The organism is Candidatus Accumulibacter similis (assembly GCA_013347225.1).
GTDB lineage: Bacteria > Pseudomonadota > Gammaproteobacteria > Burkholderiales > Rhodocyclaceae > Accumulibacter > Accumulibacter similis.
On sequence record CP054595.1, the window covers coordinates 3,644,581 to 3,659,328 of the forward strand.

Consider the following 14,748-nt stretch of genomic DNA (forward strand, 5'->3'; position numbering starts at 1 on the left):
GGGGGTTTCATGGCCGGCAGTGAGACGAAAGCGCCACGGCGGCCAATGCCAGCCCGAGCCGCCGGTCGGCGGGCGAACCGACTCGCCGACGGCTCTATCGAACCGGTATCGCTGGCAGGGCGATGATCATCGATCAATTCCGCCGACGAGGTGTCTTTTCGACACCGAGATGTTCGATCACTACCGGCGGACGGTCGGGGAACTGCGCCACGAGATCCAGCCTGCCGCCCATACCCTCAACGTAGTGCCGCAGGGTGGACAGCAGCATGTCACTGCGCTTTTCCAGCCGGGAGATCGTGTCCTGGCCAACGCCAAGTGCCGCCGCCAGCTCCGCCTGGGTCTGTTCGGCCGCGATGCGCAGATCCTTGAGCGTACGCAGTTCCAGCGCGCGCTTCTCGACACGCGCCCGCCGTTCTGCAGGCAGTGCGACCATCACGTCATCGAGTCTTCTTGCCATGTCTGGAGTCCTTCGCTTTGGTAGTGGTGAGCGAGGCAAGATGATCGCCGTACCGATCATCGGCCACCGCAATCAGGTGCCGGTAAAAGCGCCGCTGGTCGGCGCCGCCCTTGTCGCCCCCGACCAGCAGGATCGCCTGGCGGCGGGGATCGAAGGCGAACGCCACGCGCCAGACCGCACCCTGCCAGGCAAATCGCAGTTCCTTCATGTTCGCGTAGCGCGAGCCTTTCAGCGCATCCACCGTCGGACGGCCCAAGTTAGGCCCGAACTCCGCCAACAGCTTGGCGTGCGCCAGCAGTTCGTCCTGCCATGATTCGTCCAGGGCCATGAACTCGGCTTCGAAGTCATCGTGCAGGAGAACTGGCCAAGTCATGAACGGATTATGTTCTGCGATCCATATGTCGTCAAGAGCCTGCCCAGCCCCGTGAGCGCCACGCCGGCAATGCCGGCCTCAGCCCAGGGCGGTTCGTGGAGCGCCACGCAGGATCCCGCTCCGACGCCACCGATGCCGATCACGAAGGCAAAGAACTGCCCCACGAAGCGCTCGACAAGGATGAACGAGTTGATTCGCCGATCCTCACGGCGCCGATGCTCGGCTTGGATCTGCGTTTGCTGGATCACCCAATCGACGGCCTCCGGCTGGAACTGGTGTCGGCGTTCAAGCCGCGCGACCGGGATGATCGGGCTATCCGTCTCGTGCTGAGCAACCGTCACCTGGCCGCCATGGCGACGGCCAAGCCTTGCGCTCGTCGACCGGCTGCTCATGGGTTTTCGTCACCCGGTTCAAATCAGCGGCGAAGCGCGGCGGCGTCCTCCACAAACGCGCTCCGCGGCCGGATGTCGGCGTCCATCTGGTTGAGGAGCAGAACGTGACGCGCCCCCGCCAACACATTCTTCAGATGTTCCATGGCGATCCTCCTCTGGCTCGGCGCCGTGGGCCCGACCGTTCCCCCGATCCAGCCCGTCGATCATGGACCAGGCGCAGCACGACGGGCGGAACTGTGTCGAAGGTCCCGCCGCCGCTCCGCCAGCCGCAAGATTTTCTACGAAGCGTGCCGCGAACGGCCGTATCCGGCGGTGGCGCGCCACCTGTAATGCGACGCGATGGAGGACGAACGGAAATGCGGCGTCCGTTCAACCGTAGGGCGCAAGCCACACGGGGATGGTGGGACTGCCGGCCACCTCTCCATCAGCGAATCGGCAGCGCCTGCGGTCTGCGAGCACCTGCAGGTCGATCTCCCTGCCACCAAGCCTTCCCCGAAGGGCAGGATGCGGCCCCGCGGCCGCCAATGGTGCGCAGCGCGGGCTGCGGGCTGCGAAGTGGCGGATGAGGCGGGCGATCTCGGCTTCGAGGCCGGTGTCCATGGTGGTGATCTGGATCACGGCGGCGACGCCTTCTTGCGCAGGAACTCGGGAATGTCGTAGTGCGCGGCCGGGTGGTCGACGCGCGGGCGTTCTTCGAACTGGATGCCCTGATCGCCGGGGTAGGGTTCGCGGTGGCCGCGGGTGGCCCACCAGATGGCGTCCGGGATGCCTTCCGGGAAGGCAGCGCAGCGCCGGCCAGGCGGCTGCACATGGCGGCAGTGGCGGCAGGTGGCCGAGGTGGATTCGGTGCTCTCGGTGCCGTCGAGACGGTCTGGGATGGGCGCGCTGGTCATCGGTCTCTCCGTGCGCTGCGCGAGTAGCCGATGGTAACGCGCTCATCGATCCCGGTCCAGATCAGGTGCTCGATCAGCACAACGGCCTGGTCCGGGGCAATGCGGCCAGCGGCCAGCGCGGCGTTGTGCCTGCGCAAGTCGATGCGCCTTCAACGAAGCCTGCCCCGAAGGGCAGGATGCGGCATGTCGAGCGGCCTGGTGTCCATCTCGACCGCGACCCTTCAACGAAGCCTGCCCCGAAGGGCGGGATGCGGCTCACATGCCACCGCAAGTCCATTATCTTCAGGCACCTTCAACGAAGCCTGCCCCGAAGGGCAGGATGCGGCGGCAATTCCTCCGTTGCGACGTTGGGCGACATCGCAACCTTCAACGAAGCCTGCCCCGAAGGGCAGGATGCGGCATCGGCGCGGTGTTGGTCATCGCGCTGATCGCGACGCTTCAACGAAGCCTGCCCCGAAGGGCAGGATGCGGCTGCGCGTTTTCTGGATCGTTGGCGAGAACCTTGACGCTTCAACGAAGCCTGCCCCGAAGGGCAGGATGCGGCTCCTCTGCGGCAGCCGTTTGATTCTGCAACCCATTCCCCGCAGCGTGCGCGAACCTGGCCGAGCCACGCAGTCCACCGTGCCTGCCGGCACTCATTCTCCGCCTCAAACGATCAATATTCCACGGGTTGCGCCGCGCGCGGACCTGGCGGGATCTCGCCGGTCGCCGGCGGTTCGCGCAACCAGCGGTGCCGCCCAGCCGAGCACACCGCCGTAGTCGCTGCTGCCGATTCGCTCGCAGCGCCATTGGCGAACCCCCAGCGCCCTCGCCTCGCGCACGTCGAGTTCGCCCGCGCCGAGGATCAGCGCGCGCAGGCCGTCGGCGCCGAGCCATTCGGCGCACGTCGGGTAGACCCAGTGGCGGCGGTCCATGCCGACCGTTCGACCGTTGACCAGCGGCCAGAACGGCAGTGACTCCCAGGCCAGCCAATAGGCGCCGAGGACACCAAACTTGGGCGCCGCAGTCACCGCCTTCGCCGATGCAGCGGCATCGATCCGCGCCGCCGCATCCCAGCCCCAGGCCTGCAGCCCCTTGTCCTCGTAGCGCCAGGGGCCGAGCAGGGCCTCCGCCAGCTTGCCGCGAACGTCGTGCCGCTGCAGCGCGGCGATGACTTCGCGCGCATTGCTGATGAACAGATGCTTTCCACCGAGCAGCCGCAGACCGGTCGGCCGCAGTCCTGCCGCCGTCTCGGCAGCGTAGGCCAGCAGCCACTCGCCCGGCATCCGCTTCGCCAACTGCCGGTAGTGTTCGGCGCCGTCGATCTGCCGCGGGTCGTCGATGAGACCGAGTTCCGGCGACTGCGGGCGATCGGGCAGGCGCGCGGCGAGCGAGTCGATGACGTCTGCGTGCCACTCCAGCTCGGGATGTGGTCCTGTCCAGCGCAGCCTGGCGCCAGGCAGCAGCCGCAGGGCGCCATAGGCAGCCATCACCGCGACCGGGTTGTTGGCGCGCAGGGCGCTCAGTTCCATGCCTGCTCCTCGGCGCTCACCGCCCAGTCGGCAAGCCGCAGCAGCGCTTCGAGATAGGCGAGTCCCCAGGCGCCGTAGCTGCGCTGCAGCTCGCCGGTTTCCTCGGCCCAGTCGCCGAGTCGCCGCCAGAGGCCGATGTCCGGCGCCGCCGGCAGCAACGGCCGCCCATGGCCGTGGTGCGTGCCGACCAAGTGACGCACCAGCGGGTCCTTCTGGTGCACGGCCGATGCCATCTCGTGCCGCCAGCCGCGCGGCAGCGTCAGCCAGCGGCTGTCGCTGCCGGGGCCCTTGGCCAGCAGCAGCGAACCGTCGCCACCCACCATCGCCTGCCAGCGGCGATCCTGCTTGCCGGTGTCGTGGCCCGCGCCGGCGCGGCGCAGGGCGTCGACCAGCTCATCGGCGAGCCCGCTGCCGGCGGCGAGCGCGGCGGCGCGCGTGCTCACCGCCTGCTGGTGTTGCGCCAGCGGGACCGCGCGCATGCCGCTCTCACTGCTCCATTCGGACGCGCGCAGGACGACGCAGCCGCCCGGGTAGGCCAGGACGCGACCCGGTTCGCCATCGAGGACGCCGCTGCGGCGTGCCAGCTCCCGCCAGTCGGCATCGGTCGCGTCGTCGTCCGCGAGCAGCGCGCCGATCTCGCCGGCCAGTTCGGGATGCACCTGCGGATGCAGGCGGACGCGCCGCACCGTATCGCCGACATCGCTGACCATCGCCTGCGAGGTCGGCGCCCAGCCATAGGCGTCGCAGCCACCGGCGTCCGCCGGCAGCACCAGGGTATCGCCGGCCCGCGCCTCATCGCTGGCGATCAGCGCCGCTTCCTCGCCGTCCCAGCGCATGCATTGCTGCCGGTGCAGGTGCTCGCGTCCGACCGGCTCGCCGCCTTCGACATCGGCGACCGCCGCGCTCCAGCGCCGGAAGGCATGCAGCGCCACCGCCAACAGTTCGTGCTCTGCCGGCGGAGCGGCAAGCACCGCATCCGGCGACCAGTCGGCCCGCCAGCACAGATGGACGTCGGCCGGCCCGCTGCGCCAGCCGTGCAGCCAGGGAGCGACGTCGATCCCGTGGCGGACCGAGGTTTGCGCCAGCAGGTTCACGTGCGCCGGCAACAGCAACGGCGCCACCGGCCGGTCCTCTGCCGGTGGCGGCCGTTCCGCCAGCGTGCGGTCCATGGCGCCAATGCCGAAATCGACCGTCGCCGGTTTGCCGCTGGCGACCCGATTCAACCATTTCCACGCCCGCTCGATTTCCTCGCCGTAGACCGGATCGGACTTGCCCGGCGGCTCCCGATGGACGACCACCGCGGGCGCACTCGCCAGTTCGCCAAGGCGGTTGAGGCGCCCGCAGCGCTGTCGCAGCGCCGACAGCGATGCACACTCGCTGACGAGGGCATCCATGTCGAGGTCGGCGCCGACCTCGATCGTCTGCGTCGCGACGACGAACAGCGGCGCCCGCCGACTGCGGCTGCCGACCGCCATCCGCGGCAGGTACGCGGCGCTCAGTCGCGCCCGGTCGTATGGCCGGATGCGGCCGGTCAGGAGAACCGCTTCGCCATCGCCGGAGAGATGAGCGAACACCGCCCGCGCATGGTCGACCTGGTTGCAGACGACGGCCACCACCGCCGCGCCCTCTCGCCGCAGGCGCCGGGCTTCGGCGGCCAGTGCGTGCGCGAGGTCGGTCTCGGACGGCAGATGGCGCAGCACGGCCGGTTTGGCGGCGCTGAGCCGGCGTGCCAGCAACGGATGCTGCCAGTCGGCGTCGCTCAGGCCGTGGACTCGCGCTCCGCTCCACGTGGCCGACATCGGCAGCACACGCCACGGCAGCGCTACGGCGCTACCGCGCTGGCCGGCGACGCTGGCCAGCGTCTGCAGCAACGGCTGCACGATATGAACCTCATCGACGACGAAGAGCGCATCGTTGCCGAGCAACCCGGCGTGCATCGGCGCCGCCCGCGGGCTGATGCCGTAACCGCTGAAGAGCAGTCTCGAGCCTGCCTGATCGACGGTGGAGACGATGATGGCCGGTCGCAGCGGATCCGCGAGCCAGCTTTCGTCGATGCTCAGGCCGCCGCGCATGGTGATGACCGCCGGCCGCTGCTCGATGGCGAGACTATCGGCGAGCGCACGGGCGTAGTCGCTGACGCCGTCGACCACCAGACGGCGGTCGATGACATAGACCAGCCGCCTGGGGACCGCCAGTCCATGCAGGCGCGCCCACAACCAGACGTCGATCACCGCCGTCTTGCCGCTGCCGGTCGGCGGATCGAGCGCATCGGGCCAGTCGCGGGCGGCGATGCGCGCGGCCAGCGCCGCCCGCCACGGAAACGGCGAGTAGCCGTGCCGTTCTGCATACCAGGCGGAGAAATCGGGCGGCATCACGCCGGCACACCCCGGTCGTCGGCCGGGCGCAGCAAGCCCATGCCGAAGTGGCGCTCCTTGCCGACGAGCATCGGCCCGGCGACCCGCCGCGCGAATTTCAGCGCGACGTGCGTCCAGCGCCCGCGGCCGCGAGGACTGAATTCGTGCGCCGCCGCGACGCCGCGGAAGATCGACCGCTGTCCGACGGCGACGTCCAGCGGACGCGGGTAACCGGCGAGTTCGAGCGAGTCGGCGACGAGGTCTTCGACGCTCTCGCCGCGCTTCGGATGCCGGTCGAGAACGACCGGCGTCACCGACCCCCAGGTGCGTGCCGGCCGCGACCAGGTCGCGCGCGCCAGTCCCTGCGGCAGCTGCTGCCGCGCCGCGACGACGGACAGGTCGATAGCCAGGTGCCCGACGCGCACTTGCTGCACCTGCAGCAGCGGCAACAGACAATCGGCGCGCGCATCGGCGTCGATCGCGCGCGGCAGCCACAGGCCGAGGCCGAGCACGTGACCGCGGGCGTGCGCGTGGCCGACGTCGGGGATGACGGCCCAGGCGGCGTGATCGCCGCCGTGGCCGTGCAGCAGGGGCGAAGCCGCGTCCCCCGCGCGGCTGAGGACGGCGGCGCGCAAGGCGGCTGCCCACTGCGCCGCGCGCCGGCTGTCGAGCAGCCGCTGCGGGCGCAGGGCGAGCAATTCACCCCACGGTGACGGCGCCACCCGGTCGACCACGTCGGTATAGCCCACCATGTCGGCGATGCCGGCGCGCCGTCCGGCGGCGAAGGCGGCATCGAGCTCGGCCAGCCGACCTGCCTGCGGCACGCGCAGCAGCGACTCGCCGGCCGGCGACGGCAGGAAACGATGCGGCAGCTCGGGAACCTGCTCTGCCAGTGAGACAACGACAGGAGTCTTCGCCCGCCCGAGATGGCTGACTCCGGCAGCGATGGCCGCCACAGCGGGCTGCAGCGTGTCCGGCACGTCGCGCCAGATCAGGTAGACCGGATCGCTGATGCCGACTCGCACCGGATCGTGCTTGAGAACGTTGGTGCGCTTCCACGGCTGGCCGGTCGGTCGCTCCAGCCATGTCGCCGGCGGGTAGACCGAACCCGAGACGGCCGCTTCGGCAGCGGCAAAGACCAGTTCCGGCGCCGCCCCCTCGAGCGCCCGCAGCGGCTCCGGACTGATGCCGGAACCGTAGGCGGCAGCAACCAGCGCCTGGAACAGCCGATCGGGGTGCGGCGGCCACTCCGATTGGCGATGTGCCGTCGGGTCGGCCGCGTGGTATACGCCATTGAGGAAGTCGATGCGCAGAACGAGCATCAGTGGCTCCGCGCGACGAGTTGCTCCAGATTGTCGTCGGCCTTGAACAGCAAGGGCTCGGCCAGCGGGATGTCGGCGAGCGCCCGGCGCAGCGCGTCGCGGGCGTCCGCCAGGCTGACCTGCAGCGGCTCGGCACGGCCACTGCCACGGATCGCCCAGGGGATGGTCTCGGCCACCAGTTCGCAGTCACGCCGCAGGTCGAGGCCATCGTCGATCACCGCGGCAATGCCGTAGAGACCCATCAGCGCCAGCGCCGTGCGCGCGGCGACATCATGCCCGGCGTCGCCACCGAAATGGTAGCGCCGCAGGCGCGACAGACTGAGGGCGCCGGCAAGCCGGATATCCTCGACCAGGACGCCTTTCGTCGCGAGCGACGGGGCAATGTTGCCGTGATTGATTTCCGACGGCCGCAGCGCACCCTTCGGTGGCTTCTCTCCCTCGCCGACCAGACGGTACGAATCGCCATCGGAAATGACGGGACCGGCATCGAGGGTGATGCCCAGCGGATCGATGCGGCCGCCAGCGCGCTGGATCGGCAGCGCATTGCTGCCGTAGATCTCGACGCTGACCGCCGCCGGCCAGCGTCGCTCGTTGCCGCTGCTGCCGTGCAGCCCGGTCGAGTCCCAACCGCCGAACAGCAGGACCGCCGGGTCATGACGCAACAGCGCCGATGCATCCGCCGGCGAGGCGGCGATGATCGCCCGCCCGACGTCCGTCTTGCGAAACGATTGCCCGGCCAGCGACGAGTCGCGCAGGATCGCGTCGTAAGCGCGGTGCGGCAGCTGCAGCGTGGACAGGCTCCTGCCGGCCACCTGCACGCGCAGCGGAGCGGATGCGGCATGGTACTCCAGGATTGGCGGCCGCCGCGGCGGCGGCAGGGATAGAGCGGCGAGCAGTCGGGCTGCGAAAAAGGCAGCCCAGGCGTCCTGCGCGAGCGATCGAGCACGCAGCCGCAGTAGCGCCGCTGCCCTCCTGCGGTGGCGCAGCGCCGCGCCCGGCAGGGCCAGCGGCAAGCTGCCGGTAGCGAGTCGCGAACGGCAATGGCCCGGGCTGGCTGCCGCCGCCACCGAGCGTCGATCGGCAGCCGCGGCGCACATCGCTCGACGGGCGCCGTGGGCAAGCTCGGAGGCACCAGTGCCATACCCGGATCGTCGCAGCGCGCGCCAGGCCGAACCGGCATCCTGCGCAGGCGCCGCAGCCGACTGCCTGCCGCCCGTGGCGGCCGCAGGCGACGCGCGGCCGACCGTCAGCCGCCGCTGCCTTCCTCCGCCCTGCGCCGGCGGCTGAAACGGACACTGACGACATCCTGCAGCGCGTAGAGACCAGCGCCCTTGCCGAAAACCCTGGCCGGCGCGTAGCGTTCGAGCGCGGCGCGCCGGGCGGCGTCAAGGGGTCCGCCGGGGTCGGCTCGGCCTGATCGAGAACATGCCCTGCGTCCGGTCGATCCGGGCCGGCGTCCTGCGGATCGTCCGGCCGAGGATTTCGCACAGCAACCGGGCGATGCCGGGAAGGCTCGCGGCATCGTAGGCGACGATGCCCCAGCGTTCGCGGCGGTGGCTCATCCACGCCTGCTTGTACGGGTCGTCGCCGATCAGGTAGTCCACCTCGGCCACGCGATCCACGTCGATGACCTGCTCCATCAGGTGGGCGGTCAGCAGCGTGCCCGGCGCGTGTATGGCCTGCGCCTCGTCGTAGGCCATCTTGTAGATGCTGGCCTTGCCGCCGCTGACGATCCACAACTGGGCGGCGATCGCCCTGCCGCCGATGCGCGCGATGCCGAGACGCAACTTGCCGCTGCCGGCGAGCCAACGCAGCAAGCCGGGAATGAATGCGGCGTAGGGTTCGGCTCTCTTCCAGCGCTGGCGGTACAGGGCGTTGAACTCGGCAGTGGCCGATTCGACTTCCGCCATGCCGGTGACGATCTCGAAGCTGCCGCCGGCGGCTAGAAAACGCCGGCGCTTGCGCCGGATGGTATTGCGCAGGACGCCGTCGCGCTGTTCCAGATAGGCGCTCCAGGACCGGTCGACCTTCAGATACCAGTTGCCGAAGCAGTAATAGCGGAACGGGATGCAGCCGATGCTGCGCAGGGCGACGACCATTGCCTCGTACGCGCGCGAATCGACGGCCATCGGATGGAAGTTCAACACGCGCGCGCGTGTGCAGTCGGCACGGGCTGCCTGCAGCAGCCGGGCGAGGTCGGTCGGGTCGGCGCCTGGCCCGACGAGTGGCGAGTACAGCGAGGTGTAGAAGTTGGCGAGCGATTCGATCTCCGGCACCCTGCGCCCATCTCCTCGAGCGGCGTGCACGGGCAGGATCGCGGTCGGCGAACCATTCAGCTCGGCGGCGTAGTAACGGACGGTGTCGTCGTCGCCGAAGACCGCGGCCTGCAGGTTCGCGAACCATTCCAGCGACAGCTCCACCTCGCCACGCGCGGCGCCGTCGAACAGCGAGCGCATCGCCGGCGGCATCTCGGCCGGGTTGCGGTAGGCGGCGACGCTGGTCACGTCGAAGGCGGCAGAAGGCTGTGCCGCGTCGCCACCGGCGAACCGGCAGCGGAGCGCGCGCGCGATGCCGTGGACGTTGGCGACGGTCGTATTGCGGTAGAGTTGGTGGTGGCAGACATGGCGCAGATGCGTCGCCCACTCGGTCTGGTCGCGCGTCGCGTTGGTGTAGAACTCGACCGCGCCGGCCGGCATGTCGGCAAAGGCGATCTGCAGGGCTTCGTAGAGGAGTTGCCGCCCCGGCGCCATGGCGGCGAGCGACTCGTCGTAGGTGGTCTTCAGCATGATCCACATGCGCTCGTGGCAAACCACGAGCCGCGAAGCGGCGAGCCTGTCGTCGAACCAGAGTTCGACGACCAGAGCCTGGCCCGAGGCGGCGAAGTCGTAGAGCAGTTGCTCGTAGAAGCGTCCCTGCGGGTTGTCCGTGCCGATCGCCGTGCCGGTGGCGGCCTTCCAGCCGACGCTTTCGACTTCGGCGCAGCGGCTGACCGCGGCACCGATCTCTCGCGGTTCGCGGATGACCCGCACGCTGAGCGAATGATCGCCGCTCCTGCGCTGGTAGCGGCGCAGGTTGCCGCGCAGCTTGCTCGGGCGAGCCTGCCAGTAGTCGATGAAGTCGCCTCCGGTGGCGACCGCCATCGTCAACTGGTGGCGGACCATGGTGCGCGGCAGGAGGAGACGACTCCAGTCAGGCTCGAACGCGGGGTCGATGGCGAGCAGATCGATCATCCACGCCTGGCCGGGCAGCGCCGGCATCAAGGTCTCGAGGCAGCGTGCGTCCTGGACGAGCAGTGCGCCGACCGGCGCCTGCGCGGGCAGGAAGAGGGCCCAGCGCCCGAAGCCGCGACGGCTGAGGATCAGCGCACCATCGACGCCGTCGCCGCTGCGGTGGATGCACAACGATTCACTGCCGCTGCCGAAGTGGGCGAGCAGTGCGCCGACGAAGCGGCTGTCGAACGCGGGGTGGCCGCCATGCAGGTCGTCGTTGAGGCGGTTCCAGTCTTCGGCAAACTGCGGAAAGGCCTTGCCGGCGAGGTGTATCTCCCAGGTCATGTGGAATTCTGCCGGCGGTTGGAAGCCATCACCGGACGCACGGCCTCGATGATCGATTCGCGCTGTGCGGACCATGACGCCTGCTGGCAGTCCAATAACTGAAGAAGCCGCAGCTGATGATCGATCGCGCTCTCGCAAGCGGCGGCCCCCCGGCTGTCCCAAGGCCCGCCCGGAACGCCACGATGGCTCCGAAGGAGAAAGCTCAACGTTTGCCCATCGGCTGCGCTGCCGAACCCAGGGCATCCCAAACCTGCTCGAGCGTCGCCCGCATCGCGGCAGTGTGATCCTTCGGATAGGCGGCATAGACGGCGATCACCAGTCGACGATCGAAATCGACGTACAGGCTGTTGCCGTAAGGACCGATGATGGCGACCCGGTTCTGGGCTCCGCCAAGGTGGACAAAACCGTAGCGCAGTTCGCTGCCCTTCCGCAGGCCCGCAAGTTCGGAACTCTTCGCTGTTCGCAGCCCTGCCGAGGCGGTCAGGGTTTCGATGAACCAGGATGGGATCCGGCTGCCTCGGCTGTTGTTCCTGGCGTCGATCAGCCACTGTCCCAAACGGGCAAGATCGCGCAGCGAGAGTGCCAAACCGGAGGACAGTTCCGTTCCCTGGGTGTCTGTCAGCCAGAGTGCCGAGGTCTCGGGCCGGAGTCTTCGCAGCACTTCCTCGCAAAAGACCTGCGCCAGCGGCATGCGGTAGCTTTCGGCGATCGCCCAGACCAGGAGGTCGCCTTCGGGCCCGACTCCGCCGAGCACGGGTGCGGGGGAAAGGTCCCTTTCCCAACGGCCTGGCTGATTGAGCCACGCCCGAACCCCTCCGGCGATCGCGCCTGAGTGCCAGCCACCGGCGGCCAGCCAGTCACGGATGTCCTGGGACGACCAATCAAAGTGACTCTCGCCTTCGAGCAGACGCCGGATCGACAGCTTGCGTAGCCCCGTCTGCGCACCAAGGGCTGGTATGTGGCGGATGATCGACCGGTCCGGTGCCAGCCTGCCCTGTGCGACAGCCATTGCGCCCATCAGGGAGAGTAGCGGGCGAGTTCCAGCGAGCAGCAATCGCTGGTCTCTCGCTGCCAGTCCGTTCCAGTAGCGCTCGCCCGAGATCCTCCCGTTGCTCAGCACCACAACACCATCAGCATACAGCCGCGTAGCCAGCAAGAATCCGACATCGCGTTGTTGCTGATCCAGCGGGTCACGTGCCTTGATCTTGTCGAGGTCCAGCGGTCGAGACGCTGGGTGGAGTATCTGTGCTGCGGTCGTCGGCTTGATTCTCAGCAAAGGCATGAAGCTGCCGGCTGACTGCAGGCCGACGCGGAGATTCTCGGGTGCCAGCCAGTTGTCCTGATCGATCCATGGGCCAAGACTCGTTGTATTCCGCGCAACCGACTCGATGACGCACTCCTCTGCCGCATGTAGTGGCAACGCCAGAGGCACCATCAGAGAGAGCACCGTCAGCCAATATTTCATCCTGGATCCTCGGCGAGATTCATGCTCCCACTCTTGCCAAAGCGCATGGCCGTCTCACGAACGACGTCGTTCAGGTTTCTGCGGATGGCCTGACGCCTGCGCAGCCACTTGGCGTCGGAAAGGTCGCTGGCCAGCGAAGCGTCGAGAAGCTCGAGCCATCCGGAACAGCCAAGCGCACGCGCATCCTCGGCCAGCGCGGCGAGCAGTTCACTGGCAACCTGCCGCAGCGGCACCTGCCGCCGGCCGATCGGATCAGAGAGCTGGGCTTCGTAACCATAGCGGCAAGCCTGAAACTTGTTGTAGCGGGCGACGTGCAGATGCCGTGGCGTGTCGAGCACCGGACGGGTCCGCAGGAGGTGACGCACCAAGGCTTGTGCCAGGGCGGCCAGTGCCGCAGCTCGCTCGACGGTCAGTGGCGTGTCACAGACGCGGATTTCCACGGTGCCAAATTCCGGCTTGGGACGGATATCCCAGTAGAGGTCCTTGATACTGCGAGCGATACCGCAGGCCTGCAGAAAGGAAAAGTGCTCCATGAAGTCTTCCCAGTCGCGCAACTCCGGGCATTGCCCGCTCAACGGGAAGGCCGAGACCGCGTTCAGGCGAGCGGACTGGAAGAACGTGTCTTCGCCATCGACGAAGGGCGACGAGGCCGATAGTGCGATGAAAACGGGTACATAGGGTCCCAGGGCTTGCGTCAACCAGATCGCGTCGTCACCCGACGAGCAGCCGACATGGATGTGCTGACCAAAGACGGTGAACTGCTTCGCGAGGTAGCCGTAGCGATGGTAGATCTCGTCGAAGCGGTCACCCGGACAGATCCGGCGCTCCGCCCAGCGATGGAATGGATGCGTGCCGCCACCACAGACGGCGATATGGTTGCGCGCGCACTGATTGACGAGCGCTTGTCGCAGGCCGACCAAATCCGCAGCGATGCCATCGACGAGCGTCTGCGGCAAAGTGCTGATCTCGATCATGCTTTCGGTGATTTCGAGCTTGATCTCACCGAAGCGGCCATCGTAGTCCATGCTGGCAAGCAGATCGGTCGCGCCGCGCGTCAGGTCGAAATCGCGCCCGGAAACCAACTGCAACTCAAGCTCGACCCCCAGGTTCAGCGGTTGGCTCTGCTTGAAATCGGCGATTGGCTGGCTCATGCCACTCCTTCCCTGCTGTTGTCCGCTGGCGCGCTCTCGCCGGCTCGCACCAAGGCGAAACGGCAAAGCGCAGGGCCGGCAAGTTCCATGATCGCGGCCGCGAACAACGGCAAGGACAGCGAGGAACGGCCAATTTCCGGATAGAGTCCGGCGATTTCGTAGGCCATGAAGACGGCTGTTGCAGACAGTGGCTGGATGCCGATTCCCACCAGAACCCGCCTTCCGGCCACGCCAAGGCCGTCGCCCGCCCAGGCGACTGCGGCCACCTTCGCTACTGCCCGAACCAGCAACAGACCAACCGCCTGGAGTCCGATCAGCCAGGTGAAGTCCTGCCAGGGCAGCGATGCGCCGACGACGACGAACAGGATGATGGCCAGCAACCAGTGCCCTTCCGGCAGGTTGGTGTAGCTGAGCGTTCGCTCTTGATCGCTGAACGACAGGATCGCCCCCATCACGAAAAGCGTCAGAAAGACCGGTACCGCCAGCATGCGGGCAGTGCCGACGGCGAGCAAGGCCGTGGCCACGAGGATGAAGACCTGTGCCAGCGAGCGCTTGGGCAACCGGGAGGCGACCAACAGCGCGAGAAGGGCCATCGCCCAGGCGATGATCAACGCACCCACCACGACCCAAAAGGGATGCAGCACGGCATTGAGCCAGTCGTTGCTGTATTCTGCATGGACCACGCCGACGACGACGGCAAAGACGACGAACGACGCCGCAGCGCTCAGGGCAGTGTGGATGACGATTCGTTCGGTGACCTGCCCCTGCGCGCTGGATTCCTCGACGATCAGCAAGACTACTGCCGGAGCGGAGGCCATGGTGACGGCCGCCGCTGCGGCCGCCCATGCCGGTATCAGCCCGACGACTCCCCAAGCGAAGAGGAAGATGGCCGTGAAGGACAGGCTGATCTCGGCAAGCGCCGCCCTGAGCAGCTCGCGGTTCTGACCGAGCCAGCGCAGATCGAGCTGTCGCCCGATCTCGAGCATCAGGAGTCCGAGCGCGGCATCGGCAATCGGTCGTGTCTGTGCCAGCGCTTCGATGCTTATCCAGCCGAGCACCGATGGCCCGAATACCGTCCCAGCCAGCACGTAGCCGATGACCTTCGGCCAGCCCCATCGGGCGCGCAGCCACTCGCCGACCAGCAGACCGATCACCAGCAGCAAGCTGAACAAGGCCAGGGAATCGACTGCATCCGGGAATGGTGGCAGAAAGAACAGACGCTCCTGCAGATCCTCCCAGGCAGCCCTTGCCGGCGACACGATATCGTCGATCATCG

14 protein-coding genes and 1 CRISPR repeat array are annotated in these 14,748 nt (G+C 68.1%); all 14 genes read right to left on the reverse strand.

All coding sequences use genetic code 11. The features are described from left to right. Positions 1–133 precede the first annotated feature (133 nt). The 14 genes from HT579_15940 to HT579_16005 all read right to left on the reverse strand — a co-directional run bounded on the left by HT579_15940 (position 134) and on the right by HT579_16005 (position 14,746). Positions 134–457 (reverse strand): helix-turn-helix transcriptional regulator, encoded by a 324-nt coding sequence (locus tag HT579_15940; protein QKS30275.1) that lies wholly within the window; start codon positions 455–457, stop codon positions 134–136. Beyond that, positions 438–830 carry a type II toxin-antitoxin system RelE/ParE family toxin gene (locus HT579_15945; protein QKS30276.1) on the reverse strand — a complete coding sequence of 131 codons (393 nt, stop codon included), beginning with the start codon at positions 828–830 and terminating at the stop codon, positions 438–440. Before HT579_15945 ends, HT579_15940 begins: the two co-directional genes overlap by 20 nt. Continuing rightward, positions 827–1,222 (reverse strand): hypothetical protein, encoded by a 396-nt coding sequence (locus HT579_15950; GenBank protein QKS30277.1) that lies wholly within the window; start codon positions 1,220–1,222, stop codon positions 827–829. The genes HT579_15945 and HT579_15950 overlap by 4 nt, the downstream gene beginning before the upstream one ends. A gap of 369 nt (positions 1,223–1,591) precedes the next feature. After that, positions 1,592–1,840 (reverse strand): hypothetical protein, encoded by a 249-nt coding sequence (locus tag HT579_15955; GenBank protein ID QKS30278.1) that lies wholly within the window; start codon positions 1,838–1,840, stop codon positions 1,592–1,594. Then, positions 1,837–2,115 (reverse strand): hypothetical protein, encoded by a 279-nt coding sequence (locus HT579_15960; GenBank protein QKS30279.1) that lies wholly within the window; start codon positions 2,113–2,115, stop codon positions 1,837–1,839. Before HT579_15960 ends, HT579_15955 begins: the two co-directional genes overlap by 4 nt. Further along, complete coding sequence (locus tag HT579_15965) at positions 2,112–2,252, reverse strand: hypothetical protein (GenBank protein QKS30280.1); 141 nt, start codon at positions 2,250–2,252, stop codon at positions 2,112–2,114. The genes HT579_15960 and HT579_15965 overlap by 4 nt, the downstream gene beginning before the upstream one ends. A gap of 10 nt (positions 2,253–2,262) precedes the next feature. Continuing rightward, positions 2,263–2,659: direct repeats of the CRISPR family, unit length 36 nt; unit sequence CTTCAACGAAGCCTGCCCCGAAGGGCAGGATGCGGC. A 103-nt stretch (positions 2,660–2,762) separates the two neighbouring features. Next, positions 2,763–3,626, reverse strand: coding sequence for a hypothetical protein (locus HT579_15970; protein QKS30281.1), 864 nt, complete (start codon positions 3,624–3,626; stop codon positions 2,763–2,765). Next, positions 3,617–6,001, reverse strand: a complete 2,385-nt coding sequence (cas3u, locus tag HT579_15975; protein ID QKS30282.1) for a type I-U CRISPR-associated helicase/endonuclease Cas3 — start codon at positions 5,999–6,001, stop codon at positions 3,617–3,619. Before cas3u ends, HT579_15970 begins: the two co-directional genes overlap by 10 nt. Continuing rightward, positions 5,998–7,302, reverse strand: coding sequence for a type I-U CRISPR-associated protein Cas5/Cas6 (gene cas5u6u / locus HT579_15980; GenBank protein ID QKS30283.1), 1,305 nt, complete (start codon positions 7,300–7,302; stop codon positions 5,998–6,000). The genes cas3u and cas5u6u overlap by 4 nt, the downstream gene beginning before the upstream one ends. Continuing rightward, on the reverse strand, positions 7,302–8,399 hold the full coding sequence (gene cas7u / locus HT579_15985; GenBank protein QKS30284.1) for a type I-U CRISPR-associated protein Cas7: 1,098 nt from the start codon (positions 8,397–8,399) through the stop codon (positions 7,302–7,304). The genes cas5u6u and cas7u overlap by 1 nt, the downstream gene beginning before the upstream one ends. Before the next feature lie 288 nt (positions 8,400–8,687). Beyond that, complete coding sequence (locus HT579_15990) at positions 8,688–10,856, reverse strand: GNAT family N-acetyltransferase (GenBank protein QKS30285.1); 2,169 nt, start codon at positions 10,854–10,856, stop codon at positions 8,688–8,690. A gap of 202 nt (positions 10,857–11,058) precedes the next feature. Further along, complete coding sequence (locus tag HT579_15995; protein ID QKS30286.1) at positions 11,059–12,321, reverse strand: hypothetical protein; 1,263 nt, start codon at positions 12,319–12,321, stop codon at positions 11,059–11,061. After that, the gene (locus HT579_16000; GenBank protein ID QKS30287.1) at positions 12,318–13,472 is read right to left on the reverse strand and encodes a glutamate--cysteine ligase; all 1,155 of its coding nucleotides are present in this window, start codon (positions 13,470–13,472) and stop codon (positions 12,318–12,320) included. Before HT579_16000 ends, HT579_15995 begins: the two co-directional genes overlap by 4 nt. Further along, a complete protein-coding gene (locus HT579_16005; protein ID QKS30288.1) occupies positions 13,469–14,746 on the reverse strand; it encodes a cation:proton antiporter in 1,278 nt (425 codons plus the stop codon). Before HT579_16005 ends, HT579_16000 begins: the two co-directional genes overlap by 4 nt. Positions 14,747–14,748: the final 2 nt, after the last annotated feature.